The sequence below is a fragment of the Halohasta litchfieldiae genome (assembly GCF_002788215.1).
In the GTDB taxonomy this organism is placed as follows: Archaea; Halobacteriota; Halobacteria; order Halobacteriales; family Haloferacaceae; genus Halohasta; species Halohasta litchfieldiae.
This window is the reverse complement of sequence record NZ_CP024845.1, coordinates 2,885,954-2,902,247: the sequence shown is the minus strand read 5'-3', so window position 1 is coordinate 2,902,247 and position 16,294 is coordinate 2,885,954. Positions and strand designations below refer to the sequence as shown.

The following is a 16,294-nucleotide window of genomic DNA, read 5'->3' as shown; positions in this document are numbered from 1 at the left end:
TCCCCGTTGCTCACTCTTGGGTCAGTCTGATTCGGACGATACTACCATCGCTTTTCGACGTCTCGATATCGAGGTGCCCGCCGTAGGCGTCGACGATCCACTTCACGAGCCAGAGGCCGAGTCCGCTGCCATGGTTGAGCGGGGTGATCTCTTGGTCGCCTGTAATGAGCCGCTGTTCGGCCTTCGGGATGCCCGGACCGTTGTCGACCACTTCGAGTTCGACAGTCGAATCGAGTTCCGTTGCCGTAACTGTTGCCTGTGGGTTCGAGGTATCGTTGTGACGAATCGCGTTATCGAGGAGGCTCCGAACGACGATCTGTAGCTTGTCGTTGGCACTGACACACAGCCCTGCCGGAACCTCTGTGGTGATCGATGCTGACTCGAACCGTGCGTTACAGTCCGCGATCACGTCATTGACAAGCGGTTTCAGTTCGACCGGTCCCACCGTAACCGTCTCACCGAGTACTTTCTCGATTGTGTTGGCCTCGTCGCTGAGTTGGGATAGATCCGAGGCCTTCTGTTTGATTTTCTGTGCGGCCCGCCGAGTGTGTTCCTCGTCGGTGGATTCGATGATGTCCGTTGCCATCCCCAGAACGACCGTGAGATCGTTTCGCAGATTGTGTCGCAGGACACGATGGAGGACCTCCAGATGGCGCTCCCGCTGTAGCTCGTCGGTGATATCCGAGTAGATCGCAAACCCGTAGCGATCCTTGTATGGAATGCCTCGGTAGACGAACTTCCGTTCGCCCTCGTCGGTCATGCGCTTGACGATGGCTGCGTTCGACTCGCCGTCTTGGGTTCGCTGGTCGAACTGGGCTGCCTCCTCACGTCTGGTTGCTGGAACGATTAGCTCGTTGAGTGGTTCGCCGATTACGGTCTCGGAGTCGTAGCCGAACACGTCGACGAATGCACTGTTGGGATGGACGATGATCGGTTCGCCATCAACAAGCTCAAACTTCACAACGGCATCTTCGAGCTCCTCAAACAGATGTCTGAAACAGCCTTCGGAGTGCTGGTGTGTTGAGTGCATGTATTAGAACTGTGCGGTTGTTTCAACCGACGCCTGAACATCGGCGGTGAACTTGGATTCACGCACAACTGTCTCGGCGTTCCGACGGAGTGGTTTCCAGACCGACCGCACCTCGCCGAGTGGCTCACGAACTGCCTCGGGGGCCGGGGCGAGTGTCACATCTCGGTGGTTGCCCCCGTTCTCGAGTGTATCGAGTGCATGTTGAAACTCCTCGATGTCGGACGTGAGGTCGTCTTTTGCCTCGCTGATCTCCTCGCTGATATCTCCAGCGCGCTCGTTGCGAGCGATAACCAGCGTCTGTTTGGCAATTCGTTGGCTCAACATGCGCTGTCGACCGGCGATATTGATCTCGTCGGGGTACTCGCTACTGCTCGCCAGCGAGGTGTAGGCGGTCACGACCGCGTCGCTCAGTTCCAACAGTTCCTCGTTGGTGTCTTCGATAGCGCTCACTGCCGCCTCGTAGTCGGGGTTGGTCAGCGCGACGTGATCCTCACCCTCACCGACAGTGAAGTTGTCGAGTTGGCTGCTGAGGTCGACGACGAGATCATCGAGTTGGGAGACGCTGTCGGCAATCTGGGTAAGTGCGGCGGTCTGCTGTTCGGCGGCCGCCGACACTGTTTCGGCCTCCGCGCTGGTCTGTTCGCTCACGCTGATCACCTCGTCGATCATCCCGACCATCTCCTGTGTCGACTCGGCCTGCTCGTCGGTCGCATCGCTGATCGACTGGACACCGTCGTTAGCCTCGTTGACACGGTCGGCAATCGTCTCCAAGGCTTCGAGTCCATCCGCTATCGTCTCCAGGCCCTCCTCGATGGTCGTCCGCATCTCACGGATATCACTCGCTGCGTCCGTCGTCGTCTCCTGAATCCCGTCGACGCGCTGTGCAATATCCGTGGTCGCGTCCTGTGTTTCCTCGGCCAGCGATTTGACTTCGTTGGCGACCACCGCAAACCCGTCGCCAGCCTCCCCGGCCCGGGCAGCCTCGATGGAGGCGTTCAACGCGAGGATATTGGTCTGGTCGGCGATATCGTCGATCAGATCTACAATATCGGTGATTTCGTCCATTTCGGACTCCAAGTGGCCGATCCGGTCAACGGTGGTGTCGGCCTGTGACTGGATCTCACCCATCGTTGCCATCGACGCCTCGGCGAGATCTGTCCCTTCTGTAGCGTGGCTGGCAGCCTCCTCGGAGAGCGTTGCGACCTCGTCGGCCGAGGAGGCAATCTCCTCTATCGTTGCCGAGAGGTCGGTCAGTTCGTCGCCAGCCGTCGAGAGTTTCGTCGTCTGTCTGTGTGCGCCCGCAGCGATCTCTTCGATGGACTGGCCGACCTCTGTACTGGTCTGTTGGATCTCCTCGACACCCGTCGACACCTGTTGGGTCTCGGTTGCAACCTCGACACCGAACGACTGAATGCCCAACAGTGTCCCGTCCAACTCGGCGAGCATCTCGTTGACCGACCCCGAGAGATCGGCCAGCATCTCGTCTTCTCTGTCAGTTTCGAGCCGAACCGTCAGATCACCCGCGGCTGCCTGTTGCAGGCGTCTGTTGATGACTGCTACTTCCCCGTCGACTCCTGCCTCCGTATTCATATTTGCGTGTATGTAGGTCTAGTATAAATAACACATTGTATCACAAACTTTCACACTATAGAATTAGCATATACAAAAAATAGAGCTATTTTGCTGTCTAGATCAAAAAATAGAGGTTGGAACTTACTCTGGGCTGTTTTTGCATACCAATTACCAAATTATAACGCCTATATTTGAACATACATTTGTTTGAAATCTCACCCCTAACATGTCCTAATACTTTTTAGAAGTATATTAAAACATATGTGCATAGTCTTTTGGCCAATGCATTGCCCGTATTCTATCTATGTGAACTCGACACACAGGGTAGCTACGAATCTACTGGCGTCGACAGCGTGTCGTCGTGGAATCGAGACTGTAGCTACGCTGGCCCTATTGAGACGGAATCGCCTGCTAGAATGCCGACGCTGCAGTATCACTGTGACAGCACACCAATCAACATCGGTACGTCGGAGTATTGAGGTCGAATACTGGGTGATCGACGAGGCGGGTCGACTGGTCGAGCCTGACGGACTCATCGAGGCGTCGCCGGGAGCCGAACGCGAGTTCGTCGAACCCATGATCGAAATCAAGACCACCCCCTGTGAGTCGACAGCCGAACTCCGGAGGGAGCTGTGTGGGCGAATTCGGACGGTCCTCCAGCGCGCTGCTGAACTCGACAAGGGGCTGGTTCCGTTGTCGACACCGATCACCCACGAGGCAATTCAAGAACTGCCGAGCGAGCGAACGCGAATCCAGAACGAGGTCATTGGTGAGGATTTCGAGTACGTCCGCCACTGTGCGGGGACCCACATCCATTTCGAACAGCAGCCCGGCCATGCAGTCGACCAGCTCAACACGCTGATCGCGCTCGATCCGGCGCTAGCGTTGGTCAACTCCGGGCGGCATTTCCGGGGCGAAACGCTGGCCATGGGCGCGCGATCCGAACTCTACCGTCGACTGGCCTACGACGGACTCGCCCATCAGGGAGAGTTGTGGCCCTACGTCGCTGACTGTGCGGAATGGACCGACCGGCTTGAGGCTCGCTACGACGAGTTCTTGCAGACAGCCCTCGCCGCTGGCGTCGACCGGACGGCTGTCGAATCCTGTTTCGATCCCGAAAGCGCAGTCTGGACACCCGTCCAGCTCCGCGAGGAGTTTGGCACCGTCGAGTGGCGATCACCGGATACCGCATACCCAAGCGAGATTCTCAGGCTCTCCGATCAGATGGCAACGATTATTGATGGGATCGGCAAGACCGAGCTCCGAATCGGTGGCGAGAACGGCTCGATTACCGACAAGGAGATCGTGCTGCCGACGTTCGATGCCGTCTCAGAGTACGTCGACGCTGCCATCGAGGAGGGGCTTGCATCCGAGTCGGTGCGGTCCTACCTCACACGGATGGGATTCGATGTCGAGGCCTACGAACCAATCGCCCACGAAGTTCAGGACGGGTACATTACACAACACGAGGCCAGACAGCTCCGCGTTGAGTATGCTGATCGGCTCCGTGTCGATATCCTGCAGACACAGCCACTGGAGGCTGACTGACAGTGGTCGACGCTCTGTGTGAGTCTACTGGGACCCACCCGCCTTCATAACAGAGTTGTGTGTCGTGGCCACACGATGGAGCCACAGATTGCTCTCATGAGCACGACACACACCGTTTGGCTGTATATGCGAACATGTTCGGATCGGTTCCAACGCAGTGGGAATCGGATTCTGGAATTATCTACTATCCCTCCAAACTACCAGTTGTACATCTATGAGTAACCATATTGGCGCACCCGGACGGGGTATCTCACGCCGCGAATTTTTGGCTGCAACCGGTGGGGCCGGCGTGTTCTCGCTGGCTGGCTGTTCGGCACCGACCAACAGTGCGATGGAAGGATCGGCCACCAGACAGGTGGATGGATCGCTTCCCTCGACGAGTCCGCCCGAGGTCGTCAACGTCGACGAGCAGGGCAACTCGGTGACGCTGTCGTCGGTGCCCTCGAAACACGCGGTTCACCCGCTCGACTCGATGGGTGGGCCGGTCGAACTCCCGCGTGTCTGGGCGTTCAAGGCTGACGACGGGCAACCGAGCGTCCCCGGTCCGATCCTGCGGACGACCGAGGGTGAGGATATGGAGATCACCTTCGATAACGCAAACGGACAGCAGCCACACACGCTCCACTTCCACGGCGTTCAAAAGACTTGGGAGAACGACGGCGTGCCGACGACGACGGGAATCCAGATCAACCCCGGCGAGCAACACACCTACTCCATTCCCGCGAATGTGCCGGGGACGCATCTCTACCACTGTCACTACCAGACCCACCGGCACATCGATATGGGGATGTACGGGATTCTCCGCGTCGACCCCAAGGGGTACGAGCCGGCCGACAAGGAGTACTTCCTGACGTTGAAAGATTGGGATTCGCGGCTCCCGCGGATGATGAACGGCGAAAACGTCGACTACAGTCCGCGTGACCGGAACCCAGACGTGTTCACGATGAACGGCAAGAGCCTGCCGCGAACGATCCATCCCGAGGAGGGGTCGCCGATCATCGTCGACTCGGGGGATACCGTCAGGCTCCACCTTGCGAACTCGGGCTACATGTCCCATCCGATGCATCTCCACAACCATCGCTACCGAGTCGTGGCCAAAGACGGCGGGCAGATCCCCGAGGCAGCCCAGCACGAACAGGACGTTACCAATGTTCCGCCAGCGGGCCGCCACACCATCGAGTTCGAGGCCGACGCCGATCCCGGCATCTACCTCATGCACTGCCACAAGGTCAACCACGCGATGAACGGGAACTTCTACCCCGGCGGGATGGTCAACGCCATCGTCTACCGGGATGCGATGGATACCGACATCTTCGCACAGCTCATGGAGTACGCGGGCTACGAGGGGTAACTATGACCGCAAATCGCTCACAAACGGCACCAGTCGCACGGCGAACCGTACTTCGTGGCACCGCGGCCATCGGCATGGCTGGCCTCGGCGTGGCCACTGCAGGACCAGCAGTCGCCCAGTCCGGCAGCGAACCAGCCTACGGCGACTGGTTCAGCAACGTCGACAACTACGACGGAACCGTCGACAAACGCGGCACAGACCAAGTCACGATCACTGTCGGGGCATCGGGCAACAGTGGGGCGTTCGCCTTCGGACCCGCAGCCGTCCACGTCGACCCCGGAACGACCATCGTCTGGGAGTGGACCGGCAACGGCGGGAGCCACAACGTCGTCGCCGAAGACGGAAGCTTCGAGAGCGAACTGGTCGGTGAGGCCGGACACACCTTCGAGCACACTGTCGAGGGCGAGGGGATCATCACCTACGCCTGTTCTCCCCACAAAACAGTGGGCATGAAGGGTGCTATCGCGGTCGGCAATGTCGAGATGGCCTCGGCGGAGACAGCAGACGGGGAGAGTGAGTCCGATAGTGGCGACGGAATCGACTACGGTGGCTGGTTCGAGGGTGTCGGCAACTTCGACGGCACCGTCGACAAAACCGGCAGCAACGAGGTGACGGTCACTGTGGGAGCCGACGGCAACAACGGACCGTACGCCTTCGATCCGCCAGCCATCCGCGTCGACCCCGGAACGACCATCGTCTGGGAGTGGTCCGGCAACGGCGGGAGTCACAACGTCGTCGACAATGACGGTGGCTTCCAGAGTGATCTCGTGGGCAAGGGCGGCACAACTTTCGAGCAGACGTTCGAGGAACGTGGTATCGTCAAATATGTTTGCACACCCCACGAGTCGATGGGGATGCGAGGGGCCATCGTCGTCGGCTCGCCGGAATCCGACGCTGGCTACAGCCGTGGTGATCTCCTGACCCTCGGTGGCGGGGTCGGTCTCGCTGGCGGTCTCGTTGCTCTGTTCGGGTTCGGAACAGCCTCGGATTCCTCACAGTCGACGGACTGAGGCTTCGCCACTGACGATTTTGTTTAAACAAGCGTGTTGACCGAAACCGCGTTAGGGACTGGCTGTCGCCGCAGTAGCGATGACCTACTCCGGCGCGACGATCCGATTTTCCGACTCGTTCGGCGTTGGCAGATCCTCGACGAACTGTTTGATCATTGTCTCCTCGGCGCGGTGGAGCGTCTCGCTACAGGTCGACTTGGCGATGCCGACTTCCTCGGCGAGGTCGGTCAACGAACAGCTTCGTGGGGTGTCGTAGTAGCCGCCTTCGACCGCTGCCAGCACTAGCTCTTGCTGTTTCTCCGAGAGCAGTTGACTCGTGTGGAGTCGCTCTTGGATGTACTCGATGCGGAACTCCAAGCCGAAGTTCCGGAGTTGGGTGCCGAGTTCCGAGATTCGTTCGTGGGAGCCGGTCGCGTCGACAGTCGCCGTGCCGTCGCTGATTGTCACCGGCATCTCGATTGGAAGCCCCGAAGCTTGGGCCGAAAACTGCAACAGCGGCATCGTGGTCTCGAACTGGATGGTTGCCTCGCCGTCAGTCTGCTGAATGATTGAGAGCTCGGTGATCTGGTCGTAGCTCTCGATTTCCGAAAGCAGAGAGTCGGTCTCCGGGCCAGCAATGCGTACCAGCCCGAACCCGACCTCGTCGCTGGGCACTGCCGCCAACACAGTGAACGTCGTGTCAGGATGCGCTCTTGAGACATCGCCGATCCAAACCTGCTCGGGCAACGTAATGACGAGCCGGGCCTGTGTCATCGCTGGATCACTCCGGTCGACACCGGTTGCGTCGACTGCGTTGCTACTGACATGCGAACACGTTCGGCCTCGTCTCATATACAAATATGGATGAACATGTTCGGGGTGGAGCTACTCCTCTACTCGCGGTGCCAATACGTGCAGTGCCACGCTACCATCGATAGTGCAGGGTGAAATTTCGCGGTTGCCATCGAAGCGAGCGATATCGCCAGCAGCAAGCGTATCGATCTCCACGTCGACAGTGAGTGTTGTGTCGTGTTTGCGTGGCTCATTCCAGTCGACTACCTACTCCGGACTATCGGTCGCATAGATCGTCCGACCGAGTTACTGTTGAATGCGAACGATCCCGTCTTTGAGAACGGTCCGGTTGGGGATAATGTGTTCTTCGCCGTCAGTTTCGATTCGAGTAACGAGGAGGTCGACCTCTTGGACGATCCCACGCTGGCCGCCGACTTTCACTTCGTCACCGATACTGTATGGCTGATTGAGGAGGAGATACACCCCGGCAGTCCCCGAAGCCAGCAAATCCTGTGTGGCGAGTGCAGTGAACACGATCAGTGCCAGCGCATAGGCCCCCAGCAGAACGATCAGCGCGAGTACCGCGACGCCGATCTGACTGAGAGCGATGAGGATTGCCACGAACAACACGCTGTATTTGGCGAGCAGCGGGATGAGGCCAATTTCGGGGAGTTTGACCCCACGAAGCCGTTCGGAGACCAACAGTTCGACTTTGTCGGCGACAACAACGCCGACGACCAGAATAACGATTGCAATGAAGAGCTGTGGCAGAAATATGGCGACCGAACTCCAAAACAGACCGACAAACTGGAGGTCTGCAACCGTGATCGCCACGAAGGTCGCCAACAATATGGTAAACACGCCGCTGAGCTGTGTGATAATCCGCGCCGTTGAGGTCCCGAACTCGTTTGTCGTTCGCTCGAAACTGGTTCCCTCAATCGTCTCGACGACGCCCATTCGCTCAAGCAGTCGACTCGTGACGCCCATCACACCGTAGGCGAGCAGCATCCCAATCGTGAAAATAAACACCGCGAGCCAGATCCGCGGCGAGATCGTGCCGAAAAACTCGTCGACGGAGAACTGAAGCGGCCCGTGCATGAGTTAGTACTCCTCTGGATCGAGTTCGAGTATCAGTTTCCCACCTTTAAACGCTCGGACCAGCCCGTCGGACTCCGAGAGCACAATTGCGGTCGCATTGGTGTCGCGGGTGATCGCCCCACCGGCCATGTGGCGTGCGCCGAGTCCTTTGGGGATGTCGACGCCCTCGGCGCTCGGTTCGAGATAGCGGTAGGCCGAGACGATCTTGCCCGAATCCGAGATGACGAACGCACCATCGAGCCGTGAGAACTCCTTGAGCATCACGTTCACGATGGGATCGCCGACGTGGACGTGGGATTTCTCGAAGGGGTTGTACGACAGCGGGCGGGATTTGTTCATCACCTTGCCGGCGTCGCCGACGACGAACAGCGCGCCGACGGGTTTGCCCTTCTGGCCTTTCCGGCCGAGTTCCAGCGCGACTTCAAAGACGTCGCTGATCACGGTCGGATCGGCCCGAGAGTTGGTAAACAGATCGTAGATCCCCGACCGCATCGACTCGTCGACGCGGACACGACTCGTGAAGTCGGCGTCGTCGCTGAACAGCGAGCCGATACAGGCGAGCACGTCGCCCTCGCCGACGAGGCCGTCGTCCATCGCCCCCTCGATCCCGAACCGAATTCGGTCGGTCACGTCCGCGAACTGGATCGGCAGTTCGACGAACGTGTCGGCCTCGACCGTGTTTTCGGCGCCAACCACCACCACGTTCTCGATCCCGTCGAACCGCTCGTGAAACGAGCCGTTCGGCGAAAAGAGAAATACACCGTCGACGTCCGACACGAGGTCGGTAAGAATGTCGCTGAGGGAGGTCATTGCTTCTTTTATATTCGCGCGGTTAATAAAGTTTTAATCAGGGCGTCAGACGTCTGGCTGACGTATGTTATGTGTCACCGGGCCACGGGATGCTGTCGGAGTTGACAACGATCCAGGCAAGACCAGCACCGACCACCCACACGCTGAGTTGGAAGAGCTGACTCGCGAGACTGCCGAACGTAGCAATAGGATCTGTTACTATTAGGATAAGAAAGGCGAACAGCAACGTACTGACGTACCATCGGAACAGATCGCTCCACCGAACGTTCGGGAGGTCGACGGTCGATTTATAAGTCAACCAATAAGAGCCGACGAGTCCAACCGCAGTACAAACGCCCATTATCGATAACTGAGTGAATGGATCTGGAGGGCCGAAGATACCGGCAAGCGTGAATCCGACAATTACAGTCAGCACAGCACGTTTGGTAAACGCTGTCCGAGCCGTATCTGCCATTGTATGAAGTTGTCAATATATTCAATCTATTAATATATGCATGAACTCGTTTGTCGTCGGCATGTATATTTAGAGGCTCCTACTGTCGGCGAGCGAGGGTTTGAAGAACCGGACCAATGCTGTTCGCTTCGCTCCCTGTTTTAAACCTGCTCAGCAAAACACCGCCCTCACATTCTTTCGAGCCGATTTATGCGTGGGAAGAGATTTGAACTCTCGGACCCCTACGGGACAGCGTCCTAAGCGCTGCGCCTTTTCCTGGCTTGGCTACCCACGCGCGGTTGGATATAGTGGCCATCCCCGCTAAGAAACTGTCGTTCTGGTCGACGGCAGACACTCTGTCTCATACACCACCTTCGCCAGAGGAGTTAATGCCGTCTGCCGGATACGGAACAGTATGTACCGTGCACGGGACCGGCTCGAACACAGCGACTGGCTGGAGCAACTCGACGAGGCGGGCCAACAGTTGGACCTCAGCCAGTCGACACGGTCGACGGCGGGGGATCTGTTTCTCACCCATGTTCCCGACGAAGAGCGGTCGAAGCCTGCGGTTGCGGCGGCGAGTCTGTATGCGGCGGCGCTGATCGACGGCGAGGAGCGCTCACAGCGGGCGGTTGCCGACCGGCTCGACGTCTCTCGACTCAGCATCCAGTCTCGGTGGAAAGATATCATGGCGGATGCGGGGTTCCAGCCGCCGAACTGGTAGCTATCGGGTCTCTTCGCGGCCGGTTCTGTCGGGCGTCAGATTACCGTGACGGTCGATTTCGCCGGTGACGATCCGCGTCGACGAAATGCGCTTGCCGTCGTCGGCCGGGACGTGGTCGACCACTTTGATTTCCAGTGGGTCGAGTCCACGCTCGTTGCGGAGGTCATTGATTCGCTCGGCCCCGTCGACGGTTTCGGGCGACACGACGAGCGCGTCGAACTGTGGCTCGACAGCGATCCCAGTCGGCTCGCTCAACGGTCGGATCTCGAACGAACGGTCGTACTTTTCGGCTAGCGGTTCGAGCTCCGCTCGGAGGTCGGCGGCTCGCTCCTCGAAGGAACGGACGTACCGCTCGACGTGTCTAGTTTCAGGAGCGAGTTCGTCGTTGGTCAGGCCAACGGTCACATCGCCCAGCGAGAAAGCCCGCTCGAACAGCGCGTGGTGACCGTCGTGGACGGGATCAAAGGTCCCGCCCAGCGCGACATTCATACTGCCGGGTAGCGGTCTACGAACTTAAATATCCACACACTACGTCCGATCCACATCCGAACTGTCGCTTTCATCGTCCGTTTCGTCGTCGGATGCGGCATCTTCGACGTCGATATCCACCGGTTCATTTGGGTCATCGGTCTCGTCGTCACCGTCGACGCTGATCGTCACCGGGCCACTATCTTCCTCGTCGCTGCTGCCGCCGAGCCGATTGTCGAGGTTGAACACGGTGTTGAGCTCCTGCTGGACCTCGCCGACGACGCCACGGACGAGTTCGCTCGGCGCGATGGCTTCGTACTCATAGGGGTTGTTGCCCGCGCCGTCGCTTTCGCGTTTCTCTCGGAGGACGGTGTCTTCCTCGTGGAGTTCGGCCAATGCCTCACGGACGGTGCTTGGATACAGTCCAGTGCCATCAGCGACCTCGTCGCTCGTGCTGTGGGGGTTTTGGCGGAGATAGACGAAGATCCGCGCGCGGGTTTCGGTGTCGAGAATCCACGCCAGTAGGTCGACGATCCCCTGATCGAACTCCGAGACGGCCCTGTCGGCCTCCTCTTCGAGCCGGGCTTTGGTTTTCTGGATCTCAGCCCGTGGCCCGTCGTCCTCATCATCTACATCCGCATCGACACTGTCGACGTCGATGGTCTCGTCGGACTCGTCGTTAGGATCTGGGGTCATGATAGCGAATATCGGCCCTCTGGCGGCAAAAGCGTTTCTGTCGGTCGACAGGCAACGAATCGGCTACAGAATGAGCGACTCACAGAGGCCATCAAGCCCCTCTTCGGCCATTAGTTGGCGCTGGCGCTGGCTCCCGCTTTCGTCGTCGAGTGCGTCTCGAATCCCCTCGACGCCGAGTCGGTCGGCCTCGCGGTCGACGATCTCGGCGAGGTCGATCACGTTCTCACCGTCCTGTGATATAAAACTCGCTTCGTGGCCGTGGCGGATCGCTCGCCACTTGTTCTCGTCGAGGAGTTCCCGACGCAGCTCGGCCGGTGGTTCTTCACCATCTTCATAGCGGGCGGCGAGATCCTCCACGAGCGCGTGAATGTATTCGACAAAGGCAAGGACGACCTCGGGATCGGACTGGCCGTCGGGCGTCCGAACCTCGACGGTGCCGTGGGTCGTGTGTGGCCGCACGTCGAACCAGAGTTCGCCGCGGTCGTTGATCGAGCCAGTTTCGACCATCCGCTGTTCGAAGGCGTCGTACTCGGCGAAGTCGTCGAACTTGGTCGGCACACCTGTGTTGGGAAGGTTCTCGAAGATCTTTGCGCGAGCCGACGACAGGCCCGTATCGAACCCGTTCCAGTACGGCGAGTTCGCCGACAGCGCAAGCACCGGCGACAGATACCACCGGAGTTCGTTGGCGATCCAGACGGCCTTGTCGGGATCGTCGACGCCCACGTGGACGTGCAGCCCCGCGGTCGTGTTCCGATGTTGTGGGTACTGAATCCGATCTAGCTGGGCCTGATACCGGGGTTTGGTCGCGTGGTCGAGCTCCTGCCAGTTTGCCGCGGGGTGGAGTCCAGCCGCCGCAATATGGAACCCGTGGTCTTCGGCGTGGTCGACCAGTGCTTTACGAACGTCTTGGAGTGTCGACCGCGCCTCCCCGGTCGACTCGATGATCGGCGTCTGGGTCTCGATGGTACACTGAAACAGCTCGTGATCCAACCGATCTTGCAGGATTTTGGGCGGCTCCGAGTTGTAAACCAGCTCGTCGATGCCCGAGACTGGCCGTCCACTGTCGTCGACAATAAAAAACTCCTCTTCGATACCGAGCGTTCCCATCCGGCTAAACGTCTCCGACGCACCAGTCTCCATTAGTCCGCCGTATGTAACGGACTCGTAAATACCTCCTGAAGCCGGTGACACTCAGTCCCCCGAGTAGGGTGTGCCTACTCGCTGACGGCCACGCTGTTTCCGCCCGCCAGTCGGGTTCTAAGATGTAAGCCGAGGAGGACGACAGTTGCGATGGTCAGCACGATCCCGAAGGCCAGTACGCTTCCCGAGAGCGGCGTCAGTCCGCTGCCGATCTGTGAGCTGATGAATCTCCCAGCGAGTACACTCGCAACGGTAAACACCAGAATACCACCGATGTTGAGTAGTGCTCCGGGCGATTCGGGGACCGTTCCAGCGTCGTTCAACAGCACCAAGACGAGTGCGAGCACGAACGGTGTTCCAACAGTTCCAACAGCCAACACCAGTACCAGTTGCTGCAGGAACGAGCCGCCGATGAACGCGCCGCCAGCACTCAGCAACGCCGTCGCAGCCAGCAGCGCTCGGTAGCGGCTGTCGCTCACGTCGATCTTCCAGTCGAGTTTGTCGGCGACGACGTACGGTGGCACCAATGTGTTACCGCCAAGCGTCGACACCGCGGCACCGAGCAGCCCGGCGAGGAACAGCGACTGGGCGGCCCCTCCGGCAATCGGTTCGAGCGCTTGGGCCGCCGACACCGCCGTGAGTCCCTGGGGGTCGACGTTCCCAAACAGCGCGCCGGCGACGACGAGGAACGTCGCCACACTGAAAATACCGAATGCCGCGACCATCGAGATGCCAATGTCGAACCGAGCGAGACCGGCATCCTCGGTGGTCCAGCCGCGGGCCCGCACCGTGTAGGTCTGCATCGTGATGATCGTAATGTGGACCGCACCGCCAAGAATCCCCGCAGCGACGAGCGCACCGTCGACGCCGGCAGGGATCGTCGGCACGAGACCACCCGAGGCGGCGATGAGATCTGTCGGTACGATAAACAGCGAGGCGACGAAGGCCACCACAATCGCCGAGACGATCACCTTCGCGCCGAGTTCGGCGATCCGATACCCGCCACCTGCAAGCCCAATCGCAAGCACAATCGCCCAGAAGCCGCCCCAGAGCCGGGCGTCGACGCCGGTCAGCAACCCCGACACATCAGCGAGCGTCTTCATGATAATCAGTTGGGCAAACCCCGATGCAAGCACGACGTCGGCAACGAGCAACCACGCCCACTTCGAGCCGAGTCGACGCTCGACAGTTTCGACGAGACCCTCCTCGGTCGACAGTGCCAGTTTAGTGGCGAGATACTGTGCGATGGCCCCAAACAGCGCCGAGATAACGACAACCCACAGCAGGCTGTAGCCGAAACTCGCACCGGCCGTTACCAGCGCCGCTATCGTTGCTGGCCCGGCGGCAATCGCCCCCGCCAGCCACGTTGGGCCTAACGCCGAGACCTTCTCCGATACTGATCGATTAGCCGCTGTCTGTTGACGCATACTCGGCGGTTTTCTTCGGGAGTGGTAAAGCGTTATTACTCGGTGCTACCACCGAAGAACCGTTATCGTTTTCGAGCGACAATACCGAGGTGGTCGGCGTGGAACGGCTCTAATCGCTCGCTGTCGACGATCTCGTAGGCCGAGGCTAACTCCTCACGGACTCGCCGAAAGACCGTTTCCGGGTCGGCAGTGACGTCCTCACTGCGGGCTTTGATTGCGAGACACAGCAGCCCGTCGTCAGCGAGGAACTGGGCGTTGTCGACAGCAACCGCTGCCTGCCCGCGGGTTGCAACATCCTGCACGAGCAGATCCAGATCGCTCTCGACGATATGCGCATAGCTCTCCGGCTTGCGGGCGTCTTTCAGAAGTGGAAAGAGATTCGACCGGTCTTCGGCGACGCCAATGAGATCACGCACTGGTCGGGGGGCGAACTCGATGGCGTACGTCGGCCCTGCGAAATCAGCGACGTGGCTTACGGTGGTGCCGCTTGCGGCACCCAGATACAGCACGCTATCGACGCCGGAGAGGTCGACTGCCATCCCCGATTCGAGCATTGCGCCGAGTTTCGAGCGTCCAGCATCCCATAGTCGCCAGTCGCCATCGGTCGGCTCGCCGTAGACCGGGGTGCCCTGCGTCGACAATCGCTGTTGACCGTCGAAGTTCCGGCGTTCGACGCCGTCCGGAAGCTCGGTCATTGGCTTGCCTCCTCGTCATCAGCAGCCCGAGCACGGATTGTCGACATTCGGTCGGCGAGTTCCTCGTGAATTTCAGGCCGCGGCTCACCGCTGTAGTGGTCGATGCGGGCTCCAATCGAGAGTTTGCCCGCAAAGGCGCGGGCCGCCGAGCCACGGTCCTCGGGGCGTGTTCCGTTGACGTACTCGTGGGTGTAGATAATGCCGTGTTTGGGGGAGCTAGCCCGCCCGGCGAGATGGGCGAATAGCGCGTCCTCAGCACCCAACACCTGAACGGTGCCGCTGGGTTTCTTGGCGAGGGTTTCGAGGCCGCCAGCCAGCGCGATCAGTCTGGCCGCTAACACTGGACCGGCCATTTCGCTGAGGTTCGGCGCGACCTCCGGGGCTTCCCGCTGGATGAACGCCCGGAGTTCGTCAGCCTCTGTGGCGAGGTCGTCGACCCGTTCGGCAAGCGAAATAACGCGGGCTTCGAGCGGGGTGGTCGGATCACGGTCGACCAACTCGCGGGCGGCTCCAACGCCGGTTCCCACGTCGTCGAACAGCGTTCCGGCCCACTCGCTGAGTCGCTCGGCGAGTTCGTTGGCCGTCCGGTCGGCATCATCCATCGCCCGGACGGCGTGGAGGAGCTGTTTGTCGTCGGCCTGCTCACGGTCGACAACGGTCGCTCGTGTGGCGGTGATCGTCGCTTCGTGAAGCAGGTCGTAGTATTCGGATTCGCTTTCGGCGAACCCCGCGTCGACTGCCAGTTCGGGCCAGTCGGCGGGGGCCTCGGCTCCACCAGAGTCGATGGCTTCTCGGGCCTCATCGACTGATCCGGGCTCCAGTCCCGCGAACCAGCCCCGGTCGGTAGCATTCTCGGTCATACAGCCCTCTTCTCCCTCGGGCTGTATATCGCTCCCCCTTTCGAGCTGTGGATGAGCAACTACTTTGGGCGAGACGGCACATCCCCAACCATGCTTTCATCAGGCGAGCCAGCTCCAACGTTCGACCTCGAAAACCAACACGGTGAGACGGTCTCGCTTTCCTCCGTCGACGGCGAGTATGCAGTGGTTTACTTTTACCCCCGAGCCGACACGCCGGGCTGTACGACCGAAGCCAAAAGTTTCCGCGACCAGTTCGCCAAGTTCGAAGAGCGCGGAATCACCGTCTTCGGTATCAGCGATGACCCCGTCGAAGATCTCGCAGCGTTCGCGGAGAAACACGACCTGCCGTTTGAGTTACTCTCCGACCCGGATGGCGAGGTCGGCCGCTCGTACGACTCCTATGGGGAGAAAAATATGTTTGGTCGCACCTTTGACGGCGTGTTTCGAAACACGTACATCGTCGCTCCTGACGGGACCATCGCACGCGCCTTCGAAGGTGTCTCGCCAGCCGACCACGCCGATGAAGTCCTCGACGCGCTGACCGAACTCCAGAACGCGTAACGAAACTCGAATCCTCGGCGCTGAACACACCTGCTTTCCGCTGAACTGTGCGTCGACTGAATAGTTTCTCGGGGTGCTAGTTGTAGAATGTCTCTGTCGG

17 protein-coding genes and 1 tRNA gene are annotated in these 16,294 nt (G+C 59.7%); 5 read left to right on the top strand and 13 right to left on the bottom strand.

All coding sequences use genetic code 11. From position 1 onward, the window contains the following. Positions 1-10: 10 nt before the first annotated feature. Together HALTADL_RS14680 and HALTADL_RS14675 are read right to left on the bottom strand one after the other, a co-directional pair. On the bottom strand, positions 11-1,030 hold the full coding sequence (locus tag HALTADL_RS14680) for a PAS domain-containing sensor histidine kinase (protein ID WP_089670893.1): 1,020 nt from the start codon (positions 1,028-1,030) through the stop codon (positions 11-13). Between the two features lie 3 nt (positions 1,031-1,033). After that, the gene (locus HALTADL_RS14675; protein ID WP_089670894.1) at positions 1,034-2,620 is read right to left on the bottom strand and encodes a methyl-accepting chemotaxis protein; all 1,587 of its coding nucleotides are present in this window, start codon (positions 2,618-2,620) and stop codon (positions 1,034-1,036) included. A gap of 420 nt (positions 2,621-3,040) precedes the next feature. On the opposite strand from HALTADL_RS14675, the gene HALTADL_RS14670 reads away from it, so the two are divergent. The 3 genes from HALTADL_RS14670 (at position 3,041) to HALTADL_RS14660 (ending at position 6,511) form a co-directional block, all read left to right on the top strand. After that, a complete protein-coding gene (locus HALTADL_RS14670; protein ID WP_089670895.1) occupies positions 3,041-4,150 on the top strand; it encodes a glutamate-cysteine ligase family protein in 1,110 nt (369 codons plus the stop codon). A gap of 214 nt (positions 4,151-4,364) precedes the next feature. Continuing rightward, complete coding sequence (locus tag HALTADL_RS14665) at positions 4,365-5,501, top strand: multicopper oxidase domain-containing protein (protein ID WP_089670896.1); 1,137 nt, start codon at positions 4,365-4,367, stop codon at positions 5,499-5,501. Between the two features lie 2 nt (positions 5,502-5,503). After that, positions 5,504-6,511, top strand: a complete 1,008-nt coding sequence (locus HALTADL_RS14660; RefSeq protein WP_089670897.1) for a halocyanin domain-containing protein — start codon at positions 5,504-5,506, stop codon at positions 6,509-6,511. Positions 6,512-6,595: 84 nt separating this feature from the next. Here the strand turns inward: HALTADL_RS14660 and HALTADL_RS14655 are convergent, their stop codons facing one another. The 5 genes from HALTADL_RS14655 to HALTADL_RS14635 form a co-directional block, all read right to left on the bottom strand. Then, positions 6,596-7,264: a helix-turn-helix domain-containing protein gene (locus HALTADL_RS14655; RefSeq protein WP_089670998.1), complete on the bottom strand. Its 669-nt coding sequence runs from the start codon at positions 7,262-7,264 to the stop codon at positions 6,596-6,598. A gap of 324 nt (positions 7,265-7,588) precedes the next feature. Continuing rightward, the gene (locus HALTADL_RS14650) at positions 7,589-8,380 is read right to left on the bottom strand and encodes a mechanosensitive ion channel family protein (RefSeq protein ID WP_089670898.1); all 792 of its coding nucleotides are present in this window, start codon (positions 8,378-8,380) and stop codon (positions 7,589-7,591) included. 3 nt (positions 8,381-8,383) lie between these two features. Beyond that, the gene (dacZ, locus tag HALTADL_RS14645) at positions 8,384-9,190 is read right to left on the bottom strand and encodes a diadenylate cyclase DacZ (RefSeq protein ID WP_089670899.1); all 807 of its coding nucleotides are present in this window, start codon (positions 9,188-9,190) and stop codon (positions 8,384-8,386) included. Between the two features lie 67 nt (positions 9,191-9,257). After that, complete coding sequence (locus HALTADL_RS18120) at positions 9,258-9,644, bottom strand: DUF7534 family protein (RefSeq protein ID WP_089670900.1); 387 nt, start codon at positions 9,642-9,644, stop codon at positions 9,258-9,260. A gap of 190 nt (positions 9,645-9,834) precedes the next feature. Next, positions 9,835-9,918: transfer RNA gene (locus tag HALTADL_RS14635), tRNA-Leu, on the bottom strand. Positions 9,919-10,038: 120 nt separating this feature from the next. On the opposite strand from HALTADL_RS14635, the gene HALTADL_RS14630 reads away from it, so the two are divergent. Next, positions 10,039-10,347, top strand: a complete 309-nt coding sequence (locus HALTADL_RS14630) for a cyclin (RefSeq protein ID WP_089670901.1) — start codon at positions 10,039-10,041, stop codon at positions 10,345-10,347. Here HALTADL_RS14630 and HALTADL_RS14625 read toward each other — a convergent pair whose 3' ends face one another. The 6 genes from HALTADL_RS14625 to HALTADL_RS14600 form a co-directional block, all read right to left on the bottom strand. After that, the gene (locus tag HALTADL_RS14625; RefSeq protein WP_089670902.1) at positions 10,348-10,836 is read right to left on the bottom strand and encodes a phosphopantetheine adenylyltransferase; all 489 of its coding nucleotides are present in this window, start codon (positions 10,834-10,836) and stop codon (positions 10,348-10,350) included. It lies immediately after the preceding gene. Positions 10,837-10,875: 39 nt separating this feature from the next. Further along, positions 10,876-11,511 (bottom strand): winged helix-turn-helix domain-containing protein, encoded by a 636-nt coding sequence (locus HALTADL_RS14620; protein ID WP_089670903.1) that lies wholly within the window; start codon positions 11,509-11,511, stop codon positions 10,876-10,878. 63 nt (positions 11,512-11,574) lie between these two features. Further along, a complete protein-coding gene (locus tag HALTADL_RS14615; RefSeq protein WP_089670904.1) occupies positions 11,575-12,651 on the bottom strand; it encodes a glutamate--cysteine ligase in 1,077 nt (358 codons plus the stop codon). Positions 12,652-12,725: 74 nt separating this feature from the next. Then, positions 12,726-14,078, bottom strand: a complete 1,353-nt coding sequence (locus HALTADL_RS14610) for an NRAMP family divalent metal transporter (RefSeq protein ID WP_089670905.1) — start codon at positions 14,076-14,078, stop codon at positions 12,726-12,728. A 62-nt stretch (positions 14,079-14,140) separates the two neighbouring features. After that, complete coding sequence (locus HALTADL_RS14605) at positions 14,141-14,773, bottom strand: fibrillarin-like rRNA/tRNA 2'-O-methyltransferase (RefSeq protein WP_089670906.1); 633 nt, start codon at positions 14,771-14,773, stop codon at positions 14,141-14,143. Further along, complete coding sequence (locus tag HALTADL_RS14600; protein ID WP_089670907.1) at positions 14,770-15,633, bottom strand: NOP5/NOP56 family protein; 864 nt, start codon at positions 15,631-15,633, stop codon at positions 14,770-14,772. Before HALTADL_RS14600 ends, HALTADL_RS14605 begins: the two co-directional genes overlap by 4 nt. 90 nt (positions 15,634-15,723) lie before the next feature. On the opposite strand from HALTADL_RS14600, the gene bcp reads away from it, so the two are divergent. Further along, positions 15,724-16,194 (top strand): thioredoxin-dependent thiol peroxidase, encoded by a 471-nt coding sequence (gene bcp, locus HALTADL_RS14595; RefSeq protein ID WP_089670908.1) that lies wholly within the window; start codon positions 15,724-15,726, stop codon positions 16,192-16,194. Positions 16,195-16,294 lie beyond the last annotated feature (100 nt).

Coding starts and splice junctions, on each gene's coding strand:
- HALTADL_RS14680 (WP_089670893.1), bottom strand. CDS start 1,030: ATGCACTCAACACACCAGCACTCCGAAGGCTGTTTCAGACATCTGTTT.
- HALTADL_RS14675 (WP_089670894.1), bottom strand. CDS start 2,620: ATGAATACGGAGGCAGGAGTCGACGGGGAAGTAGCAGTCATCAACAGA.
- HALTADL_RS14665 (WP_089670896.1), top strand. CDS start 4,365: ATGAGTAACCATATTGGCGCACCCGGACGGGGTATCTCACGCCGCGAA.
- HALTADL_RS14660 (WP_089670897.1), top strand. CDS start 5,504: ATGACCGCAAATCGCTCACAAACGGCACCAGTCGCACGGCGAACCGTA.
- HALTADL_RS14655 (WP_089670998.1), bottom strand. CDS start 7,264: ATGACACAGGCCCGGCTCGTCATTACGTTGCCCGAGCAGGTTTGGATC.
- HALTADL_RS14650 (WP_089670898.1), bottom strand. CDS start 8,380: ATGCACGGGCCGCTTCAGTTCTCCGTCGACGAGTTTTTCGGCACGATC.
- dacZ (WP_089670899.1), bottom strand. CDS start 9,190: ATGACCTCCCTCAGCGACATTCTTACCGACCTCGTGTCGGACGTCGAC.
- HALTADL_RS18120 (WP_089670900.1), bottom strand. CDS start 9,644: ATGGCAGATACGGCTCGGACAGCGTTTACCAAACGTGCTGTGCTGACT.
- HALTADL_RS14630 (WP_089670901.1), top strand. CDS start 10,039: ATGTACCGTGCACGGGACCGGCTCGAACACAGCGACTGGCTGGAGCAA.
- HALTADL_RS14625 (WP_089670902.1), bottom strand. CDS start 10,836: ATGAATGTCGCGCTGGGCGGGACCTTTGATCCCGTCCACGACGGTCAC.
- HALTADL_RS14620 (WP_089670903.1), bottom strand. CDS start 11,511: ATGACCCCAGATCCTAACGACGAGTCCGACGAGACCATCGACGTCGAC.
- HALTADL_RS14615 (WP_089670904.1), bottom strand. CDS start 12,651: ATGGAGACTGGTGCGTCGGAGACGTTTAGCCGGATGGGAACGCTCGGT.
- HALTADL_RS14610 (WP_089670905.1), bottom strand. CDS start 14,078: ATGCGTCAACAGACAGCGGCTAATCGATCAGTATCGGAGAAGGTCTCG.
- HALTADL_RS14605 (WP_089670906.1), bottom strand. CDS start 14,773: ATGACCGAGCTTCCGGACGGCGTCGAACGCCGGAACTTCGACGGTCAA.
- HALTADL_RS14600 (WP_089670907.1), bottom strand. CDS start 15,633: ATGACCGAGAATGCTACCGACCGGGGCTGGTTCGCGGGACTGGAGCCC.
- bcp (WP_089670908.1), top strand. CDS start 15,724: ATGCTTTCATCAGGCGAGCCAGCTCCAACGTTCGACCTCGAAAACCAA.